At 42.8% G+C, this 26,527-nt stretch carries 21 protein-coding genes and 1 pseudogene; 1 reads left to right on the forward strand and 21 read right to left on the reverse strand.

All coding sequences use genetic code 11. From position 1 onward, the window contains the following. The coding region (locus KQP79_RS22485; protein ID WP_264386565.1) for a DUF5113 domain-containing protein at nucleotides 1–4,200 on the reverse strand (4,200 nt) is incomplete at its 3' end. 153 nt (nucleotides 4,201–4,353) lie between these two features. Between KQP79_RS22485 and KQP79_RS22490 the strand changes: the two genes are divergently transcribed. After that, on the forward strand, nucleotides 4,354–5,292 hold the full coding sequence (locus KQP79_RS22490) for a ribose-phosphate pyrophosphokinase (protein ID WP_008777022.1): 939 nt from the start codon (nucleotides 4,354–4,356) through the stop codon (nucleotides 5,290–5,292). A 189-nt stretch (nucleotides 5,293–5,481) separates the two neighbouring features. Here the strand turns inward: KQP79_RS22490 and KQP79_RS22495 are convergent, their stop codons facing one another. The 20 genes and pseudogenes from KQP79_RS22495 to rfbF form a co-directional block, all read right to left on the reverse strand. After that, on the reverse strand, nucleotides 5,482–6,651 hold the full coding sequence (locus tag KQP79_RS22495; RefSeq protein WP_008777023.1) for a phosphatidylinositol-4-phosphate 5-kinase: 1,170 nt from the start codon (nucleotides 6,649–6,651) through the stop codon (nucleotides 5,482–5,484). 85 nt (nucleotides 6,652–6,736) lie between these two features. Further along, nucleotides 6,737–8,020, reverse strand: a complete 1,284-nt coding sequence (locus KQP79_RS22500; RefSeq protein WP_008777024.1) for a M16 family metallopeptidase — start codon at nucleotides 8,018–8,020, stop codon at nucleotides 6,737–6,739. A 4-nt stretch (nucleotides 8,021–8,024) separates the two neighbouring features. Further along, nucleotides 8,025–8,777: a 3-deoxy-manno-octulosonate cytidylyltransferase gene (gene kdsB / locus KQP79_RS22505; RefSeq protein ID WP_008777025.1), complete on the reverse strand. Its 753-nt coding sequence runs from the start codon at nucleotides 8,775–8,777 to the stop codon at nucleotides 8,025–8,027. Beyond that, nucleotides 8,778–9,164, reverse strand: coding sequence for a 2-amino-4-hydroxy-6-hydroxymethyldihydropteridine diphosphokinase (locus KQP79_RS22510; RefSeq protein WP_004318143.1), 387 nt, complete (start codon nucleotides 9,162–9,164; stop codon nucleotides 8,778–8,780). A gap of 4 nt (nucleotides 9,165–9,168) precedes the next feature. Beyond that, the gene (locus tag KQP79_RS22515) at nucleotides 9,169–11,496 is read right to left on the reverse strand and encodes a transglycosylase domain-containing protein (RefSeq protein ID WP_004295820.1); all 2,328 of its coding nucleotides are present in this window, start codon (nucleotides 11,494–11,496) and stop codon (nucleotides 9,169–9,171) included. Between the two features lie 253 nt (nucleotides 11,497–11,749). Then, nucleotides 11,750–11,842 (reverse strand): smalltalk protein, encoded by a 93-nt coding sequence (locus tag KQP79_RS22520; protein ID WP_004295819.1) that lies wholly within the window; start codon nucleotides 11,840–11,842, stop codon nucleotides 11,750–11,752. A 68-nt stretch (nucleotides 11,843–11,910) separates the two neighbouring features. Next, nucleotides 11,911–12,435, reverse strand: coding sequence for an HU family DNA-binding protein (locus KQP79_RS22525; RefSeq protein WP_008777026.1), 525 nt, complete (start codon nucleotides 12,433–12,435; stop codon nucleotides 11,911–11,913). A gap of 160 nt (nucleotides 12,436–12,595) precedes the next feature. Then, complete coding sequence (locus KQP79_RS22530; RefSeq protein ID WP_373167111.1) at nucleotides 12,596–14,158, reverse strand: ATP-binding protein; 1,563 nt, start codon at nucleotides 14,156–14,158, stop codon at nucleotides 12,596–12,598. Between the two features lie 23 nt (nucleotides 14,159–14,181). Beyond that, nucleotides 14,182–15,744, reverse strand: coding sequence for an ATP-binding protein (locus tag KQP79_RS22535; protein WP_225483462.1), 1,563 nt, complete (start codon nucleotides 15,742–15,744; stop codon nucleotides 14,182–14,184). Between the two features lie 355 nt (nucleotides 15,745–16,099). Next, nucleotides 16,100–16,639, reverse strand: coding sequence for a WbuC family cupin fold metalloprotein (locus tag KQP79_RS22540; RefSeq protein WP_008777029.1), 540 nt, complete (start codon nucleotides 16,637–16,639; stop codon nucleotides 16,100–16,102). Nucleotides 16,640–16,645: 6 nt separating this feature from the next. Continuing rightward, on the reverse strand, nucleotides 16,646–17,662 hold the full coding sequence (locus KQP79_RS22545) for an MraY family glycosyltransferase (protein WP_008777030.1): 1,017 nt from the start codon (nucleotides 17,660–17,662) through the stop codon (nucleotides 16,646–16,648). 40 nt (nucleotides 17,663–17,702) lie between these two features. Beyond that, nucleotides 17,703–18,581 (reverse strand): NAD-dependent epimerase/dehydratase family protein, encoded by an 879-nt coding sequence (locus tag KQP79_RS22550; protein ID WP_008777031.1) that lies wholly within the window; start codon nucleotides 18,579–18,581, stop codon nucleotides 17,703–17,705. An 8-nt stretch (nucleotides 18,582–18,589) separates the two neighbouring features. After that, nucleotides 18,590–19,339 (reverse strand): WecB/TagA/CpsF family glycosyltransferase, encoded by a 750-nt coding sequence (locus KQP79_RS22555; RefSeq protein WP_061448147.1) that lies wholly within the window; start codon nucleotides 19,337–19,339, stop codon nucleotides 18,590–18,592. A gap of 10 nt (nucleotides 19,340–19,349) precedes the next feature. Continuing rightward, nucleotides 19,350–20,471 (reverse strand): annotated as a pseudogene (locus KQP79_RS22560) (nucleotidyltransferase family protein). Nucleotides 20,472–20,845: 374 nt separating this feature from the next. Next, nucleotides 20,846–22,180, reverse strand: coding sequence for a glycosyltransferase family 4 protein (locus tag KQP79_RS22565; protein WP_061448144.1), 1,335 nt, complete (start codon nucleotides 22,178–22,180; stop codon nucleotides 20,846–20,848). Nucleotides 22,181–22,250: 70 nt separating this feature from the next. Next, entirely contained in the window at nucleotides 22,251–23,039 is a 789-nt protein-coding gene (locus tag KQP79_RS22570) for a hypothetical protein (RefSeq protein ID WP_008777035.1), read from the reverse strand. 8 nt (nucleotides 23,040–23,047) lie between these two features. After that, nucleotides 23,048–23,617 (reverse strand): dTDP-4-dehydrorhamnose 3,5-epimerase, encoded by a 570-nt coding sequence (gene rfbC / locus KQP79_RS22575; protein WP_008777036.1) that lies wholly within the window; start codon nucleotides 23,615–23,617, stop codon nucleotides 23,048–23,050. A 35-nt stretch (nucleotides 23,618–23,652) separates the two neighbouring features. Further along, nucleotides 23,653–24,552: an NAD-dependent epimerase/dehydratase family protein gene (locus KQP79_RS22580; protein ID WP_008777037.1), complete on the reverse strand. Its 900-nt coding sequence runs from the start codon at nucleotides 24,550–24,552 to the stop codon at nucleotides 23,653–23,655. A gap of 40 nt (nucleotides 24,553–24,592) precedes the next feature. Next, nucleotides 24,593–25,660, reverse strand: coding sequence for a CDP-glucose 4,6-dehydratase (rfbG, locus tag KQP79_RS22585; RefSeq protein ID WP_008777038.1), 1,068 nt, complete (start codon nucleotides 25,658–25,660; stop codon nucleotides 24,593–24,595). A 28-nt stretch (nucleotides 25,661–25,688) separates the two neighbouring features. Continuing rightward, nucleotides 25,689–26,504 (reverse strand): glucose-1-phosphate cytidylyltransferase, encoded by an 816-nt coding sequence (gene rfbF, locus KQP79_RS22590; RefSeq protein WP_008777039.1) that lies wholly within the window; start codon nucleotides 26,502–26,504, stop codon nucleotides 25,689–25,691. Between the last annotated feature and the right edge of the window lie 23 nt (nucleotides 26,505–26,527).

A 26,527-nucleotide genomic window follows, 5' to 3' on the forward strand; every position in this document is an offset into this window, starting at 1 on the left:
CAGATATTCCGTTCCCCTCAACTCCCCTTTTTCACCGGAAGTCATACGTGCCAGATTCGGATAAAATAGTTGATTCAACTCTTCCACACTCTTCTCACGTCTCGTATCCGTAAAGAGGAAACGAATATATTCATTATCCTTGCGCGCTTGCAGACGTATCACTCCATCTTCACGCACAGTCAATGCTTCATCAATCAAATTTTCCAATAGAAAACGCAACTGATTCACGTCTCCTATCACCTTCGCCTCCATCGACTCTATTTCCAATTCTATCCTCTCCGGCCGATTCTTCATCAACTTCTTGAAATATTTTCCGGCAGCATCCAAAAGTTCCTGCACCGGAATCACCGTACGCCGGAAAGTGACTTCCTCCAATTGACGAGAAGCGCACGAACTCAAAATCGTAAAAATTCCCTTATAATATTCGATCAATTCCGTCATAGTCTCCACTGCTTCACGCTCCTCCGTTTCCGAAAGCTTCTGCGTATTCAACCGCCCTACAATCTGTTTGATTTTATTCGGATAATAAATCGTCTCATGTTTAATAGTCGACAGACAGTTGTCAAGCACCATATTCTGAACATGCAACATGCTGTCTTCCCAGGAAGCCCGGCGTGTTTCTTCGTGTGCCGACTCGATATCCCGGTATTTTGTAGCCAGTTTCACCACTGCGTTAAACACAACAATAGCCACATAACGAGCTACCAGTTCAAAAAGCAGTCGATCCGTCTCCTGTTCCGTTCCTTCTCTGCGCTCCAGATAAAGCACACCAACACATTGATGCTCGCTCCCTGCTTCCACCATCAGCGGAATTGCCTGAAGATGCTGTTCAGAAAGATATTTCCCGGAACTAAAACACTGCTCTACCATCTCCGGCATTTCCTGTCCGGGACGAGAAGCATATTCCAGCCGATGTGTCGTTTCATTATAAACGGCAATTCCCATCCGGTCAATCGTCAGTAATTCATTTACCGAACCGAATGCTTCATCCACAATCCGCTGCGGAATTTCTTTAAGCATACTCTCTTCCCGTTGAAGCGCCTCTGCATTTTCCTGTTCCTGCGGTCTCACCAAAGATGCAGCAAACACCTTCTGGTTAATCTCAAGTACCTGTTCGAGATTCAAACGATTCTGCAAACGTTTTCTCATGTACAGAAAATAATATCCGACCAACGAAACAATCAATAAAACAAAGCATAAAATAATTCCTACCGTCTTATTGGTATTCGAACGCTCCAACTGCCGGCAATATGCTTCGAGAGTTTGATCCTCTCCCTGCAACTTATACAAATCCGTAAATGCCGAATTATTATAACTATATGCATCCAACTGTTTCAAAGCCAGAAAAGCAACTGACGCCTCATTCCTGATATCCAAAATTACATGATAATCCGAATCAAACAGTTCGTTCCACCAACTGATTTCAGCAGGCGTTCCCTCACCTACCAGCTTCATATACCGATGCGGGCGATCCGGACGCGCATATTTTTCATAATGCTCATTCAGAAAAAGCATCGCAGAATCTATATATTGCAAAGCCAACTCATAATTTTCATCCACATTAGCAAAATAGGCAGCATTCGCATAATCCGACGCTACATCCAGCAAATCCTCATACGCAGAATCCGTAACTACTACAATCGAATCGCCATCCTGCAACATGGGAGGAATCGGATCATGCAGACAAGAAACCATCCCCAACGGAAGCAACAAGCAAAGCAACAATACCCCCATCGCTTTACGCACTCCCGAAGGCAAACGAAAATAAAAACGGCTTCCCTTCCCCAGTTCACTCTCCACATCAAAAACGCATCCCCGGAATAAATCATTCGTTTTCTTATACTTCTCAATGATTCCCTTACAATTCATCAATCCGAAACCACTACCTTTGTTTTCTTTCAACACTTCCGGATCGGCTGCATTCTTCATTCCGATCACACGGGAATCATACACCTTCTCACCAATGATATACGCCACATCCTCTTCGGAAATACCTCTTCCGTTATCCTCCACAGAGATCTCGACATAGGCATCCTCCGTAGTGCGGGCATACACTTTAATGGTTCCTCCTTCCGGAGTATATTTACGGGCATTTTCTGCCAGCGTATTAATCATAAACAAAGTCAGTGCCCGGTCGGCCTTCACCATAACCGTAGTCGGTTCAATTTCCAACTTCTGATTTTTCATTTCAAAAGCACGTCTTCCCTTGCCTAGCAGCTCAAACAGTTCATTGAGACTGAAAGTTTCAATATTCAGGCTAAGCGTTCCTTGCTTCATCTTAATCCAAAGAGCCAGAATATCGTTGTACTCATTAATCGTAGTTACCAGTTCGTCAATGTATTGATACTTCTCTTTCTTAATCTTCGCATTATCAATATACCCCCGCTCCGTCAACTTATGCACCTCGTTCAAGATACGGTCGATATAAGGATTAATTCCATTGACAATAGCCAGACAAGCCTTCTTTATAAGATTCTGGCGTTTATTTCCTGCAATATGCTGTTCGTAAACATACCGTTGCTTTTCCAACTGCATCCGCTCGTCACTCAACGCTTCCACCATCTGCTCATTGTCCGCAGCCCAAACAATATACGGCTCAAGCACATGCACCAAAGCTTTTTCATCACGGTTCAACCGATGCAGAGGAACCAGTGCCGCTTTTCCTTCCTCCGGAATTTCCAGTTGAAGACGTCCTTTCCCAAATAATTGATCGATACCTTGTTGAATTAATGGAACATTCATCGGAATGGACGAAGTTATGTCCCGACAAAGAGTCAGAATCCGTTGCAGACGCTCCACGTCTACCTGATTCCTTATTTTAGACCGTTTATTGAAAAACCACCAAAGAATAACCACTAGTACAAGCCCGACAATAACCAAAGAAAGTACAAGCGTCATTTGTCGTGAATCGGCTTCCAATGAAAGATAGCGGCTCTCCAACTCCTTATCCTGACGGGTATAATTCAAAATATCCAAATATATATTCCGGTTGTAATCAGAAGCATACTTCATCCCGAGCCCCGCATACGACACACTCAATTGCTCCCGAATTCTTGAGATCCATTCAGGTACCGTTCTCACATCTTCCTGCATGATCCATGGAACCCCGGTATAAGTCGTATCTCCTTCTACAAAAACATGTAGTTTATCCAATGTATCCGCCGCATGGTGATAATAGAGCATGTGATGTTGATTCACACAATCCAACGCTTTTGCAAGCGTATCCAATGCCTCCGTATAACGTCCGTGCTCATTCATATATTTACCGATAGACACATACGCACCGGCAATCTGATACAAATCATTGTACTCACGAAATTTTTCAAGCGCACGCTGTGCCATTCGCAAAGGCAAAAGCGAATCTACGGGAAACCCAAACTGATCTAGCGCATATCCCCTTCTCGTCCGAAAAAGTTCGAAATTATTAGGTGAAACCATCAGATTAGCCAATCCTTGCAGACCATTTCCTTCGAAATAAGGATGATTAGTCTGAACAGCTGTCCGCCAGGTAATATAAAGTTGGTCGAACTCACGCATTTTCCGGTCTTCCGGCTTGGTTGCTTCCACCAACGAGGCCGAACCTTTAATATAATGATAATAAAGCAACTGATTAGTATCTGTCAAAGCTTCATCTTCCGGAATCCGGTTAAGAGATGTGATGGCCTCCTGCCGTTGCTGCAGATAGTAATAATAAATAGAAGAAACGATGAAAAATTCGGTGAATGCATAATCCAGCCGTAGTGCCTCGTGACGGTCGGCAAACAAATCACTCTCTTCACGAATACGTTTCATGCGCTTGAGCGCACTATTACGATAATCATAAAATTCTTTGTTCATAGCCGTCCGCTGACAGATTTTCATCAGTCCGATGTCGGCAATCAACAGTTCGAGTTCATTTTTAGTCAGTTTATATACTTCCTTATGCAACGCTTCCGCCCGGTCAAAGTCCATAGCCATAAAAGCACAGAACCCCAGGTTGTTGGATGCTTCCGCTTTCCCCGACTTGTAGAAATTCACCTGTCTATAGGCTTCATTGGCATATTTATAAGAAGAATCCAGGCTTCGATAACGATAAGCATACGCTTTCCCGTTTAATGAATCAATCAGGCGCACCTCTTTGGTCGGCACCATATCAGTGCACGAAAAAAAAGAGGCAAACAACACTATACCTATTATATATAAAGGAAAGCGTGAACTCATTTTTGACTATTAACTGTTTTCAGAAAGCAAATCTACAAATATTTCCGATAAGTTGGAGAGAAAAATATTTTTTATACAATAAGTCCTTCTAAATAATAAGAGAAATTCCTACCTTTGCAGGCAAATTAACAAATAGGTAACATCTATTACAAAATGAGCGAAAAAGCACCCTTTATGGTATTCTCGGGAACGAACTCGAGATATCTGGCAGAAAAAATCTGCGCAAGCCTGGATTGTCCTCTGGGAAATATGAACATTACCCATTTTGCCGATGGCGAATTTGCTGTTTCATATGAGGAGTCAATTCGTGGCGCACACGTATTCCTGGTTCAATCCACTTTCCCTAATTCAGACAACCTGATGGAACTTCTCTTGATGATCGATGCTGCAAAACGTGCGTCTGCAAAGAGTATTGTAGCTGTAGTCCCCTATTTCGGATGGGCACGTCAGGATAGAAAAGACAAACCCCGTGTATCTATCGGCGCTAAGTTGGTAGCCGACCTGCTGTCTGTTGCAGGTATCGACCGTCTGATTACGATGGACTTGCATGCAGACCAGATTCAGGGATTCTTCAATATCCCGGTAGATCACCTGTACGCATCAGCAGTATTCCTTCCTTATATCCAGTCATTGCAACTGGAAAATCTGGTTATTGCTACACCGGATGTAGGAGGTTCAAAACGTGCCAGTACTTTCTCCAAATACCTCGGTGTACCATTGGTACTCTGTAACAAATCACGTGAAAAAGCCAATGAAGTAGCATCTATGCAAATCATCGGTGACGTAGAAGGTAAAAACGTAGTATTGATTGACGATATCGTAGACACTGCAGGAACAATTACCAAAGCAGCCAACATCATGTTGGATGCCGGTGCCAAATCTGTACGCGCCATCGCCAGCCACTGCGTAATGTCTGATCCGGCTTCTTTCCGCGTGCAAGAGTCTGCCCTGACAGAAATGGTATTTACCGACAGCATCCCATACGCAAAGAAATGTCCGAAAGTAAAACAGTTGAGTATTGCCGATATGTTTGCTGAAACAATCAAACGAGTGATGAATAACGAATCTATCAGTTCACAATACATCATTTAATAGATGATAGGTGACAAATGCTAGTTGATAGTTGAAGTTACTTTCAACAGGAAATTATAAAATGGATAATGACCGCTTTGGGTTATTATCCATTTTTCTTTGTCCATACCAATTATCATTATTCCATCATCTGGTACATATATGCAAAAAAATAGGCCACGCAATGCGCAGCCCACTACCATTTATCATCTATTGAAGTCTTCCGAATTTATAGGTTCCTTTTTTAATCACCTTCCCATCTTTATCTGTTTCCACAAAAGGACCATTTTTCTTTCCTTGTTTGAAAAAGCCCTCGAAGCGATTACCATCTTTGTCGATTTGTACGCCCTGTCCATCTTCCAATCCGTCAACAAAGCCACCTTTATATTGCATCCCAGCAACGGTTTTCAGAGTACCCTGTCCATTGGGACGGTTGTCTTTCCAATCACCGTCATAAACATCGCCATTGCTCCATTTATAGACTCCTCTGCCATCACGTTTATTGTTTTTCCAGCTTCCTTCGTACACAGCACCATTCGCCCAGGTAAAAGTACCCTTTCCGTCTTGCATGCCATTTTTGAAATTACCTACATACTTGTCGCCGTTAGCATGATAATAAACTCCTTCACCGGTGCGTTCACCTAAGAGATAAGAACCTTCATAACGATCGCCCGTGTGAAAGTAGTAAGTACCTCTTCCGTGTTGAATATCATCCGCCCAGTCACCATCGTATTTATCTCCATTGGTATATTCAAATACCCCTTTTCCGTGACGGACATCATCTTTCCAATCTCCTTCATACTTACAGCCATCGTCCCAGTTCATGATACCTTTGCCGTTCTTCTTATCATTTTTCCAATGACCGGTATATTTGGCTCCATTCGCCCAAGTGTATGTACCTTCGCCTTCACGTTTATCATTCACCCAATGACCTACATATAAATCACCGTTATGATAATACATTGTTCCTTCACCATGCTGATAATCCTGATACCACATACCGTCGTAACGGTTGTTATTCATAAAATAATAGATACCTTTTCCATGCTGCTGATCCTGGAACCACTGTCCTTCGTACTTTTCTCCGTCAGGAAACATATAAATTCCATATCCTTCACGTTTCCCCTTCACATATTCACCTTCAAAGACATCACCGTTTTTAAAGACTGTTTTTCCTTTTCCATTCGGTTTTCGTCCTTTCATTTCTCCTGTATAGACACTGCCATCCTTAAAAGTATAGTTGCCAATCTTTATTTCAGTGGAGAATGTATCTTTAATTTTTCCGAAAAATCCGCCTTTTTTTCCTTCATTTTCTTGTGCCATCACTCCCTCTTGTGCAAGAAGAGCCAATAAAAGTGTAGTATATAGATATTTCCTCATTGGTTTTAGTCGTTACTCATTTTAGAATTACAATTTGGACAAAGATACAATTTCTATCCCAAACAGCCCACTTTCGGAAAGCAATTTATGACAACTTTTTACCTGCAATGACCTCTTTTAATGTCTCTTTGCACAAATAGCGCTGTGCCAAATCCTGTATTTCCATCGGAGTAACCTCATTCACAGCCAGCAGAGAACGTGAAAAGTAGTCATCATCCAGACCGGAAGTAGCTATGAAGATCCACGCATCCGAAAGTGAGAAAGGCGACTCATAACTACGGCACATTTCTCCCAACATATAGTTGCGTACAATAGTCAATTCTTCGGCTGACACAGGTTCCTGATGCAGGAGGTCTATTTCATGATACACTTCCTGTATCAACGGTTCCACATATTCATTATCCGTTTCTGTCGAGATAGCCAATAGTCCGCTATCCGGATAAAACATGATTCCTGCCGAAATACCATAAGTATATCCCTTCTCTTCACGAATATTAGACATCAGCCGACTACCGAAATAACCTCCGAATAAAGTCATCAATACCCGAAGTTTCAAATAATCAGGATGATTACGAGTAATGGTCGTATATCCCATCTTCACAGCACTCTGCATGGCGTCTTCACGCTCTGTAAAAATTCTCTTTCCGGGAACAGCAGTAAAAGGAAAACTTAATCTCGACACCTGCTGCTGATGCTGACCGAAAGAAGTGCCGAATGTATCTGTCACCCGGCTGATAATATCCTCCGTCACCTTACCGGACAAAAAGATAGAGCAATTACCCGAATGATAATACCGTTCATAAAATTCACGGAGCACTTCCGGAGTGATGGCATGATAATCTTCCTCCACCACTATTTTACCACATGGATGCTGTTCACCGTAAAGCGACTGCAACAGACTGCGGTGTGCCAGAAAATCAACTTTGGAAGTATTGACCTGGTATTGTTGGATATTGGTATCGAGAATGGTATGCAATTCCTTTTCCGGAAAAAGCGGTTCTCTAATCATGGATTCCACCACCTCCAATGTTTTCGCCAAATACTTATTCAACGAATAAACAGTGATATATGCATATTCCGACGAGCTGGACAATTCGAGCCATGAGCCGTAGTAATCCAGTTTTTCGGCAATGGTGGCAGCCGTATATTTTTTCGTGCCTTCGCGCAGCATCCGGTTCGTAAACAGAGCTTGCAGTTTCTGCGATTGCTGCCAGCGTCCCCCGGCAAAAAGCACATCTATGCGTACTACTTCCTGTTCACCCGCATTAATAACAGTCAACGGAATGCCGTTTGGCAACGTCATTCGAACGGGAGGAAGTATACGAAAATTTTTCAGGGTTTGTATTTCAGGTTGTATCGTACGATCCATAAGATTAGATTCTATTCTTCAAAAAATCTTCTGCCCGTTCCAAGTCTTGTGGAGTATCGATTCCAATAGTTTCCACCTCACTGATACCGACCTTTATTTTGTATCCGTTCTCCAGCCAGCGAAGCTGCTCCAAAGATTCGGCCAACTCCAAAGAAGACTGTGGAAGCATGGTAATCTCTTTCAGCACCTCTGTACGATACGCATACAATCCGATGTGCTTGTAGTAGGTATGTCCCTTCAACCAGTCCTGTTTCTCGGCATTACGCTGATAAGGAATGATAGAACGACTGAAATAAAGTGCGTTCCAGTTCTTGTTGACTACTACTTTCGGTGAATTCACGTTTTCCAGTACGGCAAACGGTTCATCGGCAGTAAAAGGCTTCACCAACGTAGCAATCTGCGTGGTTACATCTTCAAAACAAGCCTTTACCGCATCCAGTTGTGAAGGCTGAATAAAAGGCTCATCTCCTTGTATATTCACTACGACGTCAAAATCACCTCCAATCTTGGTACAGGCTTCATAACAACGATCCGTACCACTTTTATGGTGAACGGAAGTCATCACAACCTTTCCCCCGAACGCCTTAACGGCAGCTTCAATGCGTTCATCATCCGTAGCTACATAAGCGTCATCCAAAACGCCTGCCACTTGTTCGTATACGCGTTGTATGACTGTTTTTCCGCCCAACATAGCCAACGGTTTCGCAGGAAAACGAGTGGATGCATAGCGGGCAGGTATAATTCCAAGAAATTTCATCTACTTAATAAATAATGAAGAATGGAAAGCAGATAATGACTGTTGTATATATCCCCTTTGCCAATCCTCCGGTTTTAATATTTTGTTATCATATAAAAGCATGTCAATATCCAGACAAACCTTTTCCTCTTTCTTATCCTCCGAACGACGTCCGGACCTCTGTTCTATATCTTTCAGCATTTTCCTCACCGTCTCTTCATCCTTATCGGAATAGAACAGAACCACTTGATTGGAAAACAGAGCCGGATTCTTAAAAAACAAAGGTTTAGTTTCCAGTTCGGGAGCAAAACATATAGAAGAGAACGATTCAGTCAGCTTCTGCCTGGCAAAAGTCAAGTTCTCTTTCCTGTTGTAATTACTCCCTATGCAAACAATATACTTGTGCACTTCTTTAATTGAAAAGATCGTCCAATCCCCCTTCTTCTATCACTTCGCCATCAGGAGTTTCCGAACCGGCACACGGGTCAAACCCTTCAGGGAGTTTGAATCTCTCCTGCTGGTCATATCCCAAGGTCGGATCGTCATACACTTTCTTCATATACATTGCCCAGATAGGCAAAGCTGCAGCAGCACCCTGTCCATAGGTCATTCTACCGAAGTGAATATCACGTTCGTCCCCTCCTACCCAACAACCGGATACCAGTGAAGGAGTGAATCCCATAAACCAGGCATCGGAGTTATCATTGGTCGTTCCAGTTTTTCCACCCATATCGGCGGTAATCCCATATCGACGAACACGTCCACCCGTTCCTTCATTGATAACGGCACGCAGCATAACCAGCATTTTGTAAGTGCTCGACGCGCTTATTACTTCTTCCATTTGCGGTGCAAAAGTAGAAATGACATTGCCATCACTATCCTCAATACGGGTAACGAACAATGGAGCCACCCGGATTCCTTTATTGGCAAAAGCTGTGTATGCGCTGACCATTTCACCGACAGAAATTTCACAAGGTCCCAGACAAAGTGAAACCACCGGATCAATTGCTTTATTACGTACACCAAAACTATGGATCAAGCGTACCAAATCATACGGATTCAGCTTACCCATCAGATATGCAGAAATCCAGTTATCGGAGTTTGCCAATCCCCATTTCAGAGTTACCATTTCTCCATAACGCTTATCATTTGCATTACGTGGTGTCCAGGGAGTTCCATTCTCATCAATCAAAGTCTGCTCTACGTGGCGTGCCTGATCGCAAGGAGAAAATCCGTTCTCCATTGCCAATGTATATAAATACGGCTTAATAGTAGAACCTACCTGACGACGTCCCACCATCGCCATATCATACTGGAAATATACATAATTCGGTCCGCCCACATAAGCCTTCACGTGTCCGTTTGCCGGATCCATTGACATAAATCCCGTCCGCAAGAAAGATTTGTAGTAGCGGATGGAATCCATCGGTGTCATAATCGTATCTTTATCACCCTTCCAGGAAAAGACAGTCATTTCTTCCGGTGTATCGAACGCCTTACGAATCTGTTGTTCCGAAGCTCCCGCCTCTTTCATGAGGCGATAACGTTCCGTTTGTTTCATTGCTTTCGTCAACAACTCTTCCACTCGTTTTTCCGGTAGTGATCGTGCATACGGAGCATTCTTACTTCCCTCTTTTTCTTTGAAGAATATAGGTTGCAGATAATCACCCAAATGCTCTTTTACAGCATCTTCGGCATACTGCTGCATACGTGAATTGATAGTTGTATAAATCTTCAATCCATCTGTATAGATATTATAATTTGTACCGTCTTTCTTCTTGTTTTTCGCACACCAGCCATATAACGGGTTAGTTTCCCAAGCGATGGAATCTTCGTAGAATTTCTGCATTTGCCAACCACGATAATCACTTCTTACCGGTTTCGGTGCTGTCATGACGCCACGGAGATATTCACGGAAATAAGTAGCCAGCCCCTCTTTATGGTCAACACGATTGTAAGTCAGTTTCAACGGAAGAGCCTGCAAAGAATCACATTCTGCATCTGTGATATATCCAGCTTTACGCATCTGCTCAAGCACCACATTACGACGGCCACGGGAACGTTCGTTGAAACGAACCGGATTGTAGAGTGACGGATTCTTACACATACCCACCAACGTAGCTGCTTCTTCAATCTTCAAGTCCTTCGGTTCACAGCCAAAATAGGTATATGCAGCAGTTTTGATACCAACAGCATTATTCAGAAAATCAAATTTATTGAGATACATACTCAATATTTCCTCTTTGGTATAGTAACGTTCAAGTTTCACCGCAATCACCCATTCAATCGGTTTTTGGAAAAGACGTTGAAGTGTATTTCTCGCCACATTTTCTGTAAACAACTGTTTAGCTAGCTGTTGTGACAAGGTACTACCCCCACCTGCATTTTTCTGAAACATCAAACCACGTTTCACAAACGCACGGAACAATGCTTTGGCATCAATACCCGAATGCTCGACAAAACGAACATCTTCCGTTGCAATAAGAGCATTGATAATACTGGGTGACAAATCCTTGTAAGCCGTGTACACCCGGTTTTCCTTGCTGTAAGACCATGTACCAAGCACTTTCTCATCTTCAGAAAAAATCTCTGTTGCAAATTTATAGCTCGGGTTCTCGAGTTCCTCTACAGGAGGCATATAGCCAATCCAACCCTTTGAAATGGAGACAAAGACTATAACAATAGCCAATACTATGACTGCCAAGAATATCCAAAGAGCTTTTATTATTTTTCGAATCATGTTTTTTCTCGCTTAAAATGACGCATTTAATTAAGATGCAAAGGTAGATAAAATCCGCTATTCAGCCAACGAGTTTGATTATAATTTCTATTTTGTTAAAATATAGAGCGATACTCCTAACAAATAGCATGAAACAAAACAAAAAAGAGCATTTTTCAAGAAAGCAACCCTCTTATTATATCTAAACACAAACAGGCGGGAAAAATCCCGCCTGTTATTCATTCATAAATATACCTATTTATAAGATAATCAATTACAAGGTTGCTGCCTGCACACCTACCACTCCGGCAATCGCACCGGCAACAGCAATAATCACTTTCAAAATAATACTCCACGTTTTTTTCATAGACATTTCTCTTTTTAAATTAAACACTAAATGAACACTCTAACCGTCAGCTATTAATCAACGAGACATTAAGCTGCGGGATCCGGTGCCTCTCCGCTACCGCCACCTTCATCTCCGCCACCTTCGCCTTCATCCGGTTTCTCGGGATCTTCCGGAGATACAGTAACGCTAATTTTCTTCAGATATTCATCCAGACTGATCAGATCTAACTTCTCATCTGCACGGGTAGCAGTTTTGGTGACACGCAACTCTTTATTGGCTTGGAAAAAGATACGAACACTATCCACACTCTTAGCATTAATATCCTTCGCCAACTCCGCACCTTTCGAACGGGCAGTCAACATAAACACACCCAAACCTTCGATATTCACAGACTTACCTTCCAATAACTGCTCCTTCATTTTTTCCACAAAATTCTGGATTACACTCTTGATGTCACCGACAGACAGCGAAGAACGATCCTGCATTTTCTGTGCAATATATTTCAGGTTGACGGACTGACCTAAAGTGATCAGATGCGGATAATATCTCTTAGGAGAATTGGGAACACGCGGATCTGTTGGCCGCGTAATGACTTTGTAAATTACACTCATACTACGTTTTTTTAAGATTTAAATTCAAGTTATTTATTCACATTTTGTTGATCAACGATGCAAAGGTGAAGCTTTTATTCCGGATAGAAAAGAAAAAAGCCCCTTGCGGAGCTCTTTATATTCAATCAAGTATATAGCGACTTATAAATCAATGATATAATCAAGCATTTATAATCTTCCAGTCTCCAATCGTACACCGTTCGCTATCAAAACTGACAGCCACCTTTACGACAGGCAATCCACATAAAGCAAAACGTTCCGGATAATTCTTCAAATCAATTTGCTCCATCGCTTCACCAGCACTTTTATCCAATTTCAGTTCCATCACATACAATGTAGTCTTCGTACGAAGTACTATATCTACCCGTCCACGAGGAGTACGAACCTCCACATCCACGTAATACCCTAATAAACTAAATATGATATAAAAGACCTGTTGATAGTGTCCTTCGAACCTTGTATTGTCGCAGTAAGGAATCGTAGACAGAAATTCCTGCAAACGGTGTAAAGCAGCATCCATATCACCATTCTGAATATCATAAAAAAGATAAGCCACCATGGTAGTTGCTTCAGGTGTCTTGTTATTTACATAATAAGGAAGAAGGCTCTCCATAAGTCCCAGCCTTACTTCTTTATTGGGAATATCCAGCGTATAAAGATCTAGCATCTTATTATAATCCTTAATAGTGATATACCCACTTTGGTACAATAAAGGCACTGCATCAGTCACCGTTTCAGTAGGAGCATCGAAAACTGAGGACTTTAGTTGTTTACATCCAATTTCGGAAGGTTTCACTCCGAATTTATTCAGCATCTTTATCAGATATGTGGGAGTACCGCTACCAAACCAATAAGAATTAAATTTACCATCCGCAAAAGCATTTAGCAAACTGAAAGGATTATATATATCGGGCGAAGGAGATGTAAAATGATAACCATCATAATTTTCTTTCAATTTCATCAAAGCCTCTTCAGGTGTTATCTCCAATTTCTTTGCCAATCCTCCCAAATCATCCTTCATTTGCAAACGTATCTCATCTTCACTAATTCCACAGATAGCAGCGTATGGCTCATCCATACTAATATTCTTTATATTATTCAACTCACTAAAAATACTTAGTTGGGAGAATTTGGTAATACCAGTCAGAAATACATATCGCAAATAAGGATCACAAGCTTTTAACAGGCTGTAGAAGTTACGCATGATGTTACGCAATACATCCAGATTTTCCCGTTCGTGCACCACATCCAGCAAAGGAGCATCATATTCATCAATAAGTACAACCACTTTCTTTCCGGTCTGCTCATAGGCACGTTTTATCAGTCCCATCAAACGCTGATTGGGATTAACCTCCTCCTCCAGCCGTCCATAAATCTGTTCATAACCATATAGTTTCAGATTCAATTCTTGGAGCAACTGTTCACTATCCGCATGTTTGGCAGTACTCATATCGAAGTGAAGCACCGGATATTCCACCCACTCCTTCTCCAGTTTCTCCATAGCCAATCCATGAAACAGCTCCTTGCGTCCGGAGAAATAGCTATGCAGCGTGGAAGTAAGTAATGACTTACCAAAGCGCCGTGGACGGCTCAAGAACATATATTTGGCAGAGGAATGTGTCATCCGATAAACATATTCCGTTTTATCAATATAGAGGTAATTCCCCTCCCGTATTTCCGAAAATGTCTGTATCCCAATGGGGTATCTTTGCAAATCTTCCATATCAATCATATTTATTACAATACTTAAGCATTTATAATCTCCCAGTCCCCAATCGTACACCGTTCGCTATCAAAGCTGACAGCCACCTTTACGACAGGCAATCCACATAAAGCAAAGCGTTCCGGATAATTCTTCAAATCAATTTGCTCCATCGCTTCACCCGCACTTTTATCCAATTTCAGTTCCATCACATACAATGTAGTCTTCGTACGAAGTACTATATCTACCCGTCCACGAGGAGTACGAACTTCCACATCCACATAATACCCTAATAAACTAAATATGATATAAAAAACCTGCTGATAGTGTCCTTCATATTTCGTATTATCGCATTGCGGTATAGTGGACAGGAACGTTTGCAAACGGCGTAATGCAGTATCCATATCCCCATTACGGATATCACGGGAAAGATACGCCACCATCGTATTGGCTTCCGGTGCTTTGCCGCCAACATAATGTGGAAGAAGACTTTTCATCAGGCCTATTCTCACTTCCTTATTAGGAATATTCAATGTATACAAGTCTAATTCCTCATCATAATTCTTAATAGTGATATAGCCACTTTGATATAGCAGCGGGATAATACTTGTCATCCTTTCTGTTGGTGCATCAAAATCCTCGACCGAAACCCTATTATTTCCAATTTCGGAAGGTTCCACGCCAAACTTCTTCAACATATTTATCAGATACGTAGGCGTACCGCTACCAAACCAATAAGATCCAAATTTTCCATCTGCAAAAGCATTTAGCAAACTGAAAGGATTATATATATCGGGCGAAGGAGAAGTGAAATGATAACCATCATAATTTTCTTTCAATTTCATCAAAGCCTCTTCAGGTGTTATCCCCAATTTCTTTGCCAATCCTTCCAAATCATCCTTCATTTGCAAACGTATCTCATCTTCACTAATTCCACAGATAACAGCGTATGGCTCATCCATACTAATATTCTTTATATTATTCAACTCACTAAAAATACTTAGTTGTGAGAATTTAGTAATACCAGTCAGAAATACATAACGCAAATAAGGATCACAAGCTTTTAACGGACTGTAGAAGTTACGCAATACATCCAGATTTTCCCGTTCATGTACCACATCAAGCAAAGGAGCATCATATTCATCAATAAGCACAACCACCTTCTTACCTGTTTGCTCATAAGCACGCTTAATAAGATTAACTAAGCGTAGATTGGCATCCCCCTCTACTGCGTTAACAGCAAACGTACGTTCATATTCAGCAAGCATAAAATCAAGAAGACGTTCCAATCCTCCTTTATCCATATGTTTCGCCATACTCATATCAAAGTGAAGCACCGGATATTCCGTCCACTCCTTCTCCAGTTTCTCCATAGCCAATCCGTGAAACAGGTCCTTGCGTCCGGAAAAATAGCTATGCAGCGTAGAAGTAAGTAATGATTTCCCAAAACGTCGTGGACGGCTCAAAAACATATAGCTGGAAGCCGAATGAGTCATCCGATAAACATATTCCGTTTTATCAATATAGAGGTAATTCCCCTCCCGTATCTTCGAGAATGTCTGTATCCCGATAGGATATAATCTTTGCAAATCTTCCATATCAATCATATTTTTCACAAAGCTACTAAAAATTATCCATCAGTCATTGCTTTACAAAAAAAATATCAACTATCTTCACAGACGGTTGATATAATAGAAATCACATCGGATTTACACCGACATGAGGGCGTTGATCAGGAATACACCGCTGTGTATTTCCTGACCACAAAATGTAGGGATCTTCATGTGTGTAGCATGAAGTTAGGGACCTACATGTTTCATCTCACTTATAAGCATCCAATTTTAACATAACGATAAAAACTCATCCTCCGCCAGATCTCGATTGAACTGTTGATGTAATTACAGCAACAAAGATCGGTTGTATTGTTGTATTCTCATAAGGTGTAGTCGTGGCTGGAGGACACTATATACCCATTTCCTTCATACACTTTTCAACATCCTCAAGTGGGACATTGAGCATTCGGCTGACGTAGAGAGGAGTAACTACATCCATGGATCCAGACTGACGCTCCATACCGATGAGGTAAGTGATTTGCTCTTTGAGTTTCTTCATGGAATCAAATATCTCTGACCCATCCTGTCCGAAAGCAACATCTTTCGCTTCATAGATAACTGTTGGCTCAAGCACCTCTACTGTATGCCACACGTCAGCAGGGACGACACAACCAAAGTTACCTAAGGTTGGATCAAGGAGTAAGCGGTCGGTTTCGTTTCCCTCATCATCATACAACACCTCTACGAGCTTTCCGCAAAGTAGAATAACATTCTCGTTGCTTCTTGGATGGCGATGAATAGGCACCACAGTTCCAGGCATCATTGCGTTCAGCATTCTTTGAGAGGTATCACTCTCAGAAGTACGCAAATCATAATTCATACGCTTGCGCTCCGAGACTACAGCCTTATCAAATAAATTCTTTATTAGATCTTTGTCAATCTGTATCATAATAAATTACTTTTTTAATGAAGCCAAATACTCCTCATGAAGATGGTAGTACTTCTTTTTAAAAAGAATATATGCTAAAGCAAAGACAATAGCAGTAGCTACCAAATATCCCCAATGGGCTGCAATGGAATTAGGACAGAGATAAATAAAGCCTAATGATACTGCCAACTGCATAACCATGTAAAGTAGACTAATTTTTACGTGTCCAATCTTCAGTTCATTACACATTAATTGATATGCATGCTTACGATGAGCCTCTCCGAGGTTTTCGTGAAGCATGATGCGATGGCAGATAGTCAGTACGCCATCTACACCATAGATAAGCAAGAATATCAGATAAGTAAAATCACCAGTAGCAATGATTACCTTACCGATAAGGAAAAGCATGATGAATGCGATACCGATAGAACCGACATCACCAGCAAAGCACTTTGCCTTACCTTTCGGACGAAAGTTGAAGATGCAAAATACTAATACCGAAATGATGCTCACCAGAATCAGACTTAGGTCTGCATCATCTGATACCAATGCAAGAGGTGCAAGAACTGCCAGGGCATAACCAGCCGTAATGCCATTGATGCCATCCATAAAGTTGATTACGTTCGTTGCACCCACATACACAACGAGGGCGAGCATAATGAACAATCCACCCATCAGTATGCCATATTGTGAGAACCAGGCTGCATTCAGCATACCCAACTGATAGAATGCCAAAGCAGCTGCTGCGAACTGAGCTACCAAACGCACGCTATCGGGCAAAGAACGGATATCATCAATAAAGCTAACACCCGCGATCAGAGTCAAGCCCAGAATAAACCAGGGATATTGAAATCCGAAGAAAGCGCTCCACACCCATGCACCCAGCAGGAAGATGATGCCGCCACCACGAAGAACAATTGTGGAATGGCTCGAACGCTCATTGGGTTTGTCTATGATGTTGCACTTATCGGCAATCTTAAAGTATGCCAACTCAAGGGCAAGTAAGATTACTAAGATAATTCCGTAAGTAATGTAAATACTCATATAGATATCTGTTACTATGGTCTTTGAATATTCAAATTCTTTATTTTTTCTCCAAACTTTCTGCAACACGCTTGAGGGATTCCTCAAAACTTACCAACTGATAATCAAAGTCCATCTTCGACATCTCCGGGTCGTAGTAGTATGTAGCAAACATCTTGTTGATAGGCTGCAACACAAAACTGCCTAACCACACAAACGGATTCAGCAGTTTGGTGATCCAAACCTTGTGACCGGTTGCCTTTGCAAAATAACGAATGATTTCAACCGTATCTGATTGCTCTTTATTTTGAGGATAGAACGTACCAGATAACTTGCGCTTAATTGCTTGCTTTACAAACTCAGACAGATTATCTATGTAGAGCATGCTTCTCTTATTGTGCCAGCAAGGAAATACAGGCACCTTGGTCGCAAGACCTGCTAAACGAGGGAAGTTTCCCTTCGCATTCGGGCCGTATATCATACATGGACGAAGGATGCAGACTTTGAAATTCTCATCCTCCAGTGGTTTGATGCCAAGTTCTGCCTGAAGTTTACTATCCCCATAGAACCCGTTAGGATTCTCTTTAGTGTCCTTAGTCAGCACCTCTCCTTTGAGCGACTGGCTCTCATGGAAGACAATCTGTGAACTCATGAAAATGAACTGCTTCACACAATTGGCCTTAGCATGTTTCGCCACCTCGATGGTGAGGTCGCGATTCACCTTGTAATACAGTGGCTCCATCTTAGGGTCAGCATTCACATGCGCAATACCTGCCACATGAAACACCACATCATACTGACTGTAGTCTGCCATTTTCCAATTGTCGCCCATGGTGTCAACGGAATCTATCTGATACTGTTCGGGAGCAGTTCCGAGAATATAGTTGCGCACTGACTCGCCTACATAGGAGCCAGCACCTGTTATAAGTACTTTTGTCATATATTGCATTATTTACATTCCACCATTTTTCTTTTCATCGCCTTTGCTCTCTTCTTTTCCTCCAGATACATCTTAGGCATCATCAGGAGGAATTTGCCTACACGTGAGAGCTGCTTCTTGGGCTCCTTGAAAATGCGCTCCAACCAGATGAAGCGGAGGCCTCGGATCTCCTTCTTATTGTTATGAAGGTCTCCGGTATAGAAATTGAAGGCAGCTCCAATGCCGAACAATACTCCTTGCTCTATGCAGGGGAAGATGTTATGAATGAAAGTTTCCTGCTTAGGAGCACCTAACGACACCCATACGATATCCGGATGCAGTTCGTTAATCTGCTTGGCTATAGCTGGATAATCGAACTGATCAACCGGCACGAAAGGCACATCTACATGGGTTAAATCCAGGTCGAGCCCTTTTTCTGCTACCTTGGCCTTAATCTGGTCCACCTTCTTTTGTGTATTACCTACCAATACGTGCTTGTATGGTCGCTCGATGTAGTATTCAAACAACTCAGGACCATTAAAGGCAGAGTAGCTTGTGCCATAGATAGCATTGGCCATCTTGGAGATAGAGCTACCATCACAGGTATTGATATTGGCTCCCTTGACTATCTCACGATACTTCAAGTCCTTCTGTGCGATGGTGATTACATTCGCGTCCACCACACAAACGTATGCCTTTTGTTTCTTCGCAATATAATCTTCTACAGTCTTGCAGAAGATCTTTGAGTCAAACTCGATGTGTATATTAAATATGTTCATATCTTTAGGGTTATACTTTATCAAACCAATGGTTCCAGAGCATCTTGGTGTATGAAACCAATACATTCTCGTTGCGGAACAGACGATACTTCCAACTACTGTGGAATATCTTCTTCGTCTGCCATATTCGGTACTTAACAATATTCTCAGACGACATCTGTCCATGTCGGCCGCATAAGGTATCATCTAATAGTCGTTCTGCCAACTGCTCAATGCCGGGGGCTGTAGGAGGATAATCACCATCTATCGCAAACTGGTATTGGGTGATCCATCTGACAGCATTGGCAAACTTCAACATATTCAGTTGCTCCATCCATTGGAAGTAATCATTCCAATCCACCTCCTTACAACAAGCCTTTACAAACATTGCCCAATCACAAAGCTGCCTCAGCGACAACTCATCTTCCATAAAGTGCTGGTAGGCATGAACCGTTAAGAATTAAGCCTCAAATTGCGCAGAATTTCTAATCTCCAAAAGATTTTGAAGATACATTTCAAAAGATTTTTTCTCCTTCGACCCTCGTGCAGTAGTCAGCAGGCGATGGTTTTCAACAATAAGACCCTTGTAGGATATGTGCGAATGCTTGTAGTCATGGATATCCACCTTCGCGCCAAGGATCTCAGCCAAACGATTACCTTCTTCATACGCCCACTCATGACCACCCATATAGCATCCTGAAACTCCTTTGTCACCTGAAACCTGAAATTTGAAACTTGAAACTTCCATAGGCTCCTCCAACAGAAACACATCCAAGTCACCTAATGCCCGCTTTTCGGGATCGGGATAATAGCGAGCGCAAGATTCACCTTTCAGAACCACAAAAATGATACCCTTAGAACGGTACACCTCCAGCAGATCATGTGCCTTCTCTCGATAGCCCTCGTTACTGCTCTTTATGTATTCCACCTGCCCCAGCCAATCCATGAGGAGATCCATAGGGGGCAACTGGCTCTTAGGCAATTTTTCAATAGCGCTAAAAACAGTTTCCGTCAGCCCCTGATTGCTAGCCAAATCATATAGTACGTTCCAGTCCTTTTCTGTCAACGTTCCATAACCTACAAGACTGCAATCGGTTTCACCCAATGCAGACCTCAGCAGAGTCCAATTTTTTTTTTCTATTCGTTTGTTCAATGTGGTAGAAAATTCTGGTAATATAACATTTGGCGAACTATGGATTAGTTCACCTGTTTATGGTTCGTTAAAAGGAGACGGTTATTAATTTAATAAACACTCATCCACCAGATAGAATGTCAAATGTCAACTTGATAGAAGCAAAGTGTAGAACAACAAGCCAGCTTGATTGTTATGCCGGGGCAACAACAAGTCGGCAAAGCCAACTTAATCGAAATGTTTTTTTAGCAGGCTGGACAATCCAATTGTCAGCTTCTCGCCTTGTCACCTGATTATCCTTTACTCCATACTTTTCTTCAAGCACTCGAGCTTGGTCTTTCAAACAGTGCTTCGGTGAATTGCACTTCGGACTTCTTGCGACCGGCTTGATACCTCTATTTCTTCTTTGCCTTAAACCTCTCAACCGCCTTCTCGTACTCCTTGACCATCTTGCGGGCATTGGCTTCCCATGATATTTCGCGTTGGCGATCGATACATCCGGCTGAGAGTTGACGAAGAGTGTCACGCTCGGTATCCAGGTCGGCTATGATCTTAGCGAACTCCTGTGCGCTGGCTTCGGGATCCTTGGGTTGTACCTTGCGACCAATCTCGTCATCCACAATTACACCAAAACCTCGCATGTCGTGACAAACTACAGGCAGTCCGGCACTGATGGCTTCGGGAACTACAGTAGAGGTGGCATCATGCACACTGGTGAAGAAGAAAATATCCATCTCCTTCATCATCTCACGAGTCTTGACGTTAGGCACAACTCCCATCAGGTGTACGTTCTCTTTCAGACCCTTGTCCTCTACCATCTTGGTGTACTTCTCCACATCCTTCGGATATCCATTACCGGCTACCCACAGGTGGATGTTCTTCTTATCTTTCAGCAGTTCCATAGTGCGGATGGCAATTCCGAGCTGCTTACGAAGGTCATATTTTCCCACCCATAGTAGGTTCAGTTCCTTCTTGTCCGAAGCATGAGGCTTGGAAGTCTCGTCAATAAATGCACCTGTCTCGTTTATCAGAACCGTATCCGGACGATACACATCACGAAGTGCCTCATAGGTCTCCTTATATGCACCTACTATGGCATCTGCACGTCTGGCAGCCTTACCCACACGAGGCTGGAAATGGAAGGTAAGATAGTTCAGAAAGTTCTTCAGGTTCTCCTTAAACAACGACACAATGGGTTCGTCTTTCATGTATGGATTCGTCATACCGGCATAACCACCTATAGGCCCCCATACGAAAGGCTTGTTTTTTATCTTCCATAGGTACCCGGGCTCACGATAGCAGATCATATTGAGCTTATGTATCACATCAATCTCACGATGTTCTTTAAGCTCTAAACTCTCAGCTTTAAGCTCTGAAATAATCTCTTGTGCTTTTTCATAGGCTCGTCTCTCCCACTGCTCATAGTACATATAGAACTTCCATGTGCCCTGGTTCCAGCACATCTCACGCACCTCCTTCGATACCGGTAGGTAAAAGAAGTGCATGTTTTCTGCCTGATGGCGAGTGAGTCCTGTAGGGTTGACTGTCTTATCCATATTATTCATCATGGCAGCGGATAGGGATTGTTCAATCTCCGTTTGCCACTCGCCTTCTGTTATGATATACAGATTGCAGAATTTGGCAAGATTGCTCACCCAGTTCCAACCCATTCCTTGCTCGCTTCCCCAGTTAGGAGCTATTGCGTATGCGTCTATTAGAATGTTTAGCATTATCAGAATATTATTTGTAGCAGACAACTGATTCGATCAGCAGCATCGCGCCATTTGTCTGCTTGATTAATTACCGACTCATAAACTTTTGCATGATGCGTATTATAACACGAGCTGGAATCTTGAAAAAACCATGTTGCTTCATGCAACATGACATAAACTTACCCTCTACCTTACGGCCAGCTGCTTCAACATTAAAGCCATTCTCGATAAGATAACGGTAGCCTTCGCGCGTCCATATACCTTTGCGAATTCCTGTACCGTCTACCATTGGGAAACCTATATCTGCTTTGCGTTTAGAGTTTACGACCGAGCCCCTTATATTAATTTTGTTCTTCTGAATATAATCACAAATATTACGTTCGTAGTCCCAACCAGTCCATCCTTCTATACAGAACTGATGGAGGCTATCTTTTTTCCAAATAGAAGGTTGAAGACTGAAAGCATATTTGGCAGCAACAGGGTCCTCGCAATAATCTATATTCCCATGGATAGGGAGATTATCTCGATATGGAGCTTCCAAACGAATATAATCAACATTATTATCCGAACAAAAATGCACATGCTTCTCTACTGCATCTGTACTCATTGGAGCCCCAAGAAAATAGTCTTCCTGTAGATATAGTATATACTCTTCATGTATCTCTGCCAGTGCCTTCTTTGTATTACTTCCCCAGCCAAGATGCTCACCCACTTTAATCGTTCTTATGCTCTCATCACCACTATCTTTGTGATTACTGATGAGATATATTGAATATGGGCAGTCACTCCAATACTGATGGATGGAATGAAATAGTGGCTTCCAACAATCACTATACAGATCGCAGGAACTGATTACTACTGCTAAATTTGCTGCCATGTGTTGTCTTACTTTATTTTTTCCATATACTCCTTCAAACTCATCAGGTTCTTGTCCTTCTCTGAGATAATCATATTCTCGATGCCACCAATCTTGTCAAAAGGCCATACGATGCCCATGTCGGGATCATTGTAGCTGATACCAGCATCACCTTCCCCATAGAAAACTTCACCACACTTATAGCTGACAACAGAATCCTCGAGCACAAGGTAGCCATGACCGAAGAACTGAGGTATATAGAGGGTTTTCTGATTATCTCCGGTAAGGTCAAAGCCTTGCCACTTGCCGAAGGTAGGCGAATCAGGACGGAGGTCGATGATAACATCATACACGTGTCCGCTGATGCAACGAACCAACTTTGCCTGCTGCTTCACGAGCTGAAAGTGCATAGCACGAATAACACCCTTCTTGGATATGGTGTAGAATACTTCCTTAAGTTCATGCTCAATACCATTGGCCTTGAACATGTCGATATTATAATCCTTGACAAAGCCACCACGTTCGTCAGTAGCATAGAAGGGTGTAATCTCAAAAGCACCCTTCATTTCAAGTTCCTTGAATTCAAATTTCCGAACCATTTTCGTAAATGTTTAAAGTTTAATGGTTTAAGAGGCTAAAGGCTCTTGAGCCAAGCAATTGTTTTGTTGATACCATTATCAAAGTCGGTAGAGACATACTCTCCAACAGCCTCAACAAGGTCTTTGTTGCAAAACATGTCCATTGAGTACTTGATGCCATCATCAGGACGGATGCCGATGCCTACCTTGTCAGCATAACCAACCAATTCGCCAATGCGAAGGAGATAATTCTTCAGGATGCGAGGAGAGCCGGAACCGATATAGTAGAAAGCCTTCTTGGTTTCGTTGGCTCCAAGGCGATAGACTGCCTCAATCAGATCTTCTACATAGATAAAATCGTATGGTTGGAGTGCAGGACTGAAAGTAGCCTCTTTGCCTGCCATCAGTTCGCCAAGTGTGTAGCTGACCAGATTGCCGGTCTTGTTGCCTACACCATAGATATTAGAGAACTGCATCCATACGAAGTTCTGACCGATGTTCTTGCAGTAGTCCTCTACGATAAGTCGACAAGCATGCTTTGCAACACCATACATCATACCGCCAGAAGTCTGCTGAAGGTTAGAGAGGCTGAAGGTTGCGTTCTCAGCAACCGTACCTGCACAAAGGTATTTCTTCACGCTCAACTTCTTGCAGATGTTGGCACAATCGACAGCCATCTGGATATTGGCAAGCTGAACGGTAGGGTCTGCTTTCTCAGCTCCGTTGACACCTCTCCAAGCAAGGTGGTAGAATGCATCATATTCGCCAGCAGGAATCTTGTCGGCAAGAGCTGCATCCACACCCGGCTCAATCTTGGTGATGAGGTCGGTAGCAGGCAGACGGTCGCCTGCAAAAGTAATATCAACGGCAACCACCTCAACGTTGTTGGCTACCATCTTCTTGATGAGCGAAGAGCCAATAAAGCCGTTCGCTCCGGTTATGATAACTTTCTTCATTATTTGAATAAGAGTTTATTTGGTTATTGAGGTTATCAGGTTATTTACCTAAAAACTCTGCAATCTGCTTATCCATACAAGCACGAACATCGCCACCAGCGAGCCAGCACTTGCTCCACTCAACAATCTTCTCCATGGCTTCATCGAGATTCCAACGAGGAGTCCAGCCGAAGGTGGTCTTCAGCTTAGAGCAATCAAGTTTAAGGAAGTTGGCCTCATGAGGACCGCCATCGTACTTGTTGATCCAACGCATGCCCTCACCCCACTTGGTAACAAAGAGGTCAACGAGTGCACCTGTCTGGAAGCAATCTACATCATCCGGACCTACGTTATAGTAGTCGGCATACTTGCTATCCTCGTACTGCTTCATGGCGATTACGAGATATGCGTACAGAGGTTCCAGAACGTGCTGGTAAGGACGAGTAGAGAACGGATTACGAACCACAATATCCTCATGCTTTGCAGCTGCACGAATTGAATCAGGAATGATACGGTCATTAGCAAAATCACCACCACCGATAACGTTACCTGCACGAGCAGTAGATATAGGAATGATAGGCTGTCCGTCCTTGTCGGTAAAGAAGGAACGCTTGTAGCTGTGGGTAACGAGCTCTGAACAAGACTTGGAGTTAGAGTAAGGATCATATCCGTCCAACTCCTCGTTCTCGCGATAGCCCCAGTTCCATTCCTTGTTGAGATAAACCTTATCGGTAGTTACATTGAGGAACGACTTTACACAGTTCGATTGGCGAACGCACTCTAGGATATTGACTGTACCCATGACGTTAGTCTCGTAGGTATAGACAGGATCCTTATAAGAGTCACGCACAATAGGTTGAGCTGCAAGGTGCAGAACAATCTCAGGTTGTGCCTCATCGAAAGCAGCCTTAAGAGCAGCCATATCGCGAATGTCACCAATCACAGAGTGGATGTCACCCTCGATATTAGCTATCTTGAAGAGCGAAGGCTCTGTAGGTGCTTCGAGTGAATAACCGGTCACGATGGCTCCTGCATTGGCAAGCATCTTGCACATCCAAGAACCTTTGAAGCCTGTGTGACCTGTCAGGAACACACGCTTACCTTTATAGAATTCAAATATATTTTCCATTTCTTTGGTTACTGAGTTTATCGAAGTATTATTTTGCGTAATCAGGAATTTCTGGAACAACACGATCCCAACGCTTCCAAGGAGCCTTATCCTCGGCAAGGAGTTTCTCGAGCATGCTCTTCTCGCGGATGTTATCCATACACTGCCAGAAGCCAGTATGTACGTAAGACATCAGTTCGCCTTGTTCTGCGAGCTGTACAAGAGCAGTTTTCTCGAAGACACATGAATCGCCACCAGGGAACATGTCGAATACCTCAGGCTGGAGCACCATATAGCCCGCATTGATAGGAGCGCCATCAGAAGCAGACTTCTCACGGAATGCTCGAACGGCCTGATCCTTGGTGATATCCAGTACACCCTTGTCCTGAGCCATCTTGACGGCAGTAAGTGTAGCGAGCTTACCATGGCTCTTGTGAAACTCGATGAGCTTGTCAATCTCCACATCACACACGCCATCGCCATAGGTCATGAGGAAAGGCTCGTTGCCCACATACTGTTGGATGCGCTTGATGCGGCCACCGGTCATGGTATTGTAGCCGGTATCGACTACAGTTACTTTCCAAGGCTCCATATTGGTCTGATGAACGGTCATCTCGTTCTTACCATTGCGGTAGTCGAAGGTGACGTCAGAATTGTGAAGGAAGTAGTTGGCAAACCACTCCTTGATATACTCCTGCTTGTAACCTGCACAGATGATAAACTCAGTATGTCCATAGTAGGCATACTCCTTCATGATGTGCCAAAGAATAGGCATACCGCCAATCTCGATCATTGGCTTGGGTTTGAACTGGCTTTCTTCACTGATGCGTGAGCCGAAGCCACCGGCAAGAAGAACTACTTTCATATAGTTTTGACTAAGTTTCTAAT

This window comes from Bacteroides sp. DH3716P (genome assembly GCF_025914115.1).
GTDB lineage: Bacteria > Bacteroidota > Bacteroidia > Bacteroidales > Bacteroidaceae > Bacteroides > Bacteroides ovatus.

Excerpts from the sequence above, each read along its gene's own strand:
- KQP79_RS22490 (WP_008777022.1), top strand. The coding sequence starts at position 4,354 with ATGAGCGAAAAAGCACCCTTTATGGTATTCTCGGGAACGAACTCGAGA.
- KQP79_RS22495 (WP_008777023.1), bottom strand. The coding sequence starts at position 6,651 with ATGAGGAAATATCTATATACTACACTTTTATTGGCTCTTCTTGCACAA.
- KQP79_RS22500 (WP_008777024.1), bottom strand. The coding sequence starts at position 8,020 with ATGGATCGTACGATACAACCTGAAATACAAACCCTGAAAAATTTTCGT.
- kdsB (WP_008777025.1), bottom strand. The coding sequence starts at position 8,777 with ATGAAATTTCTTGGAATTATACCTGCCCGCTATGCATCCACTCGTTTT.
- KQP79_RS22515 (WP_004295820.1), bottom strand. The coding sequence starts at position 11,496 with ATGATTCGAAAAATAATAAAAGCTCTTTGGATATTCTTGGCAGTCATA.
- KQP79_RS22520 (WP_004295819.1), bottom strand. The coding sequence starts at position 11,842 with ATGAAAAAAACGTGGAGTATTATTTTGAAAGTGATTATTGCTGTTGCC.
- KQP79_RS22525 (WP_008777026.1), bottom strand. The coding sequence starts at position 12,435 with ATGAGTGTAATTTACAAAGTCATTACGCGGCCAACAGATCCGCGTGTT.
- KQP79_RS22530 (WP_373167111.1), bottom strand. The coding sequence starts at position 14,158 with ATGGAAGATTTGCAAAGATACCCCATTGGGATACAGACATTTTCGGAA.
- KQP79_RS22535 (WP_225483462.1), bottom strand. The coding sequence starts at position 15,744 with ATGATTGATATGGAAGATTTGCAAAGATTATATCCTATCGGGATACAG.
- KQP79_RS22540 (WP_008777029.1), bottom strand. The coding sequence starts at position 16,639 with ATGATACAGATTGACAAAGATCTAATAAAGAATTTATTTGATAAGGCT.
- KQP79_RS22545 (WP_008777030.1), bottom strand. The coding sequence starts at position 17,662 with ATGAGTATTTACATTACTTACGGAATTATCTTAGTAATCTTACTTGCC.
- KQP79_RS22550 (WP_008777031.1), bottom strand. The coding sequence starts at position 18,581 with ATGACAAAAGTACTTATAACAGGTGCTGGCTCCTATGTAGGCGAGTCA.
- KQP79_RS22555 (WP_061448147.1), bottom strand. The coding sequence starts at position 19,339 with ATGAACATATTTAATATACACATCGAGTTTGACTCAAAGATCTTCTGC.
- KQP79_RS22565 (WP_061448144.1), bottom strand. The coding sequence starts at position 22,180 with ATGCTAAACATTCTAATAGACGCATACGCAATAGCTCCTAACTGGGGA.
- KQP79_RS22570 (WP_008777035.1), bottom strand. The coding sequence starts at position 23,039 with ATGGCAGCAAATTTAGCAGTAGTAATCAGTTCCTGCGATCTGTATAGT.
- rfbC (WP_008777036.1), bottom strand. The coding sequence starts at position 23,617 with ATGGTTCGGAAATTTGAATTCAAGGAACTTGAAATGAAGGGTGCTTTT.
- KQP79_RS22580 (WP_008777037.1), bottom strand. The coding sequence starts at position 24,552 with ATGAAGAAAGTTATCATAACCGGAGCGAACGGCTTTATTGGCTCTTCG.
- rfbG (WP_008777038.1), bottom strand. The coding sequence starts at position 25,660 with ATGGAAAATATATTTGAATTCTATAAAGGTAAGCGTGTGTTCCTGACA.
- rfbF (WP_008777039.1), bottom strand. The coding sequence starts at position 26,504 with ATGAAAGTAGTTCTTCTTGCCGGTGGCTTCGGCTCACGCATCAGTGAA.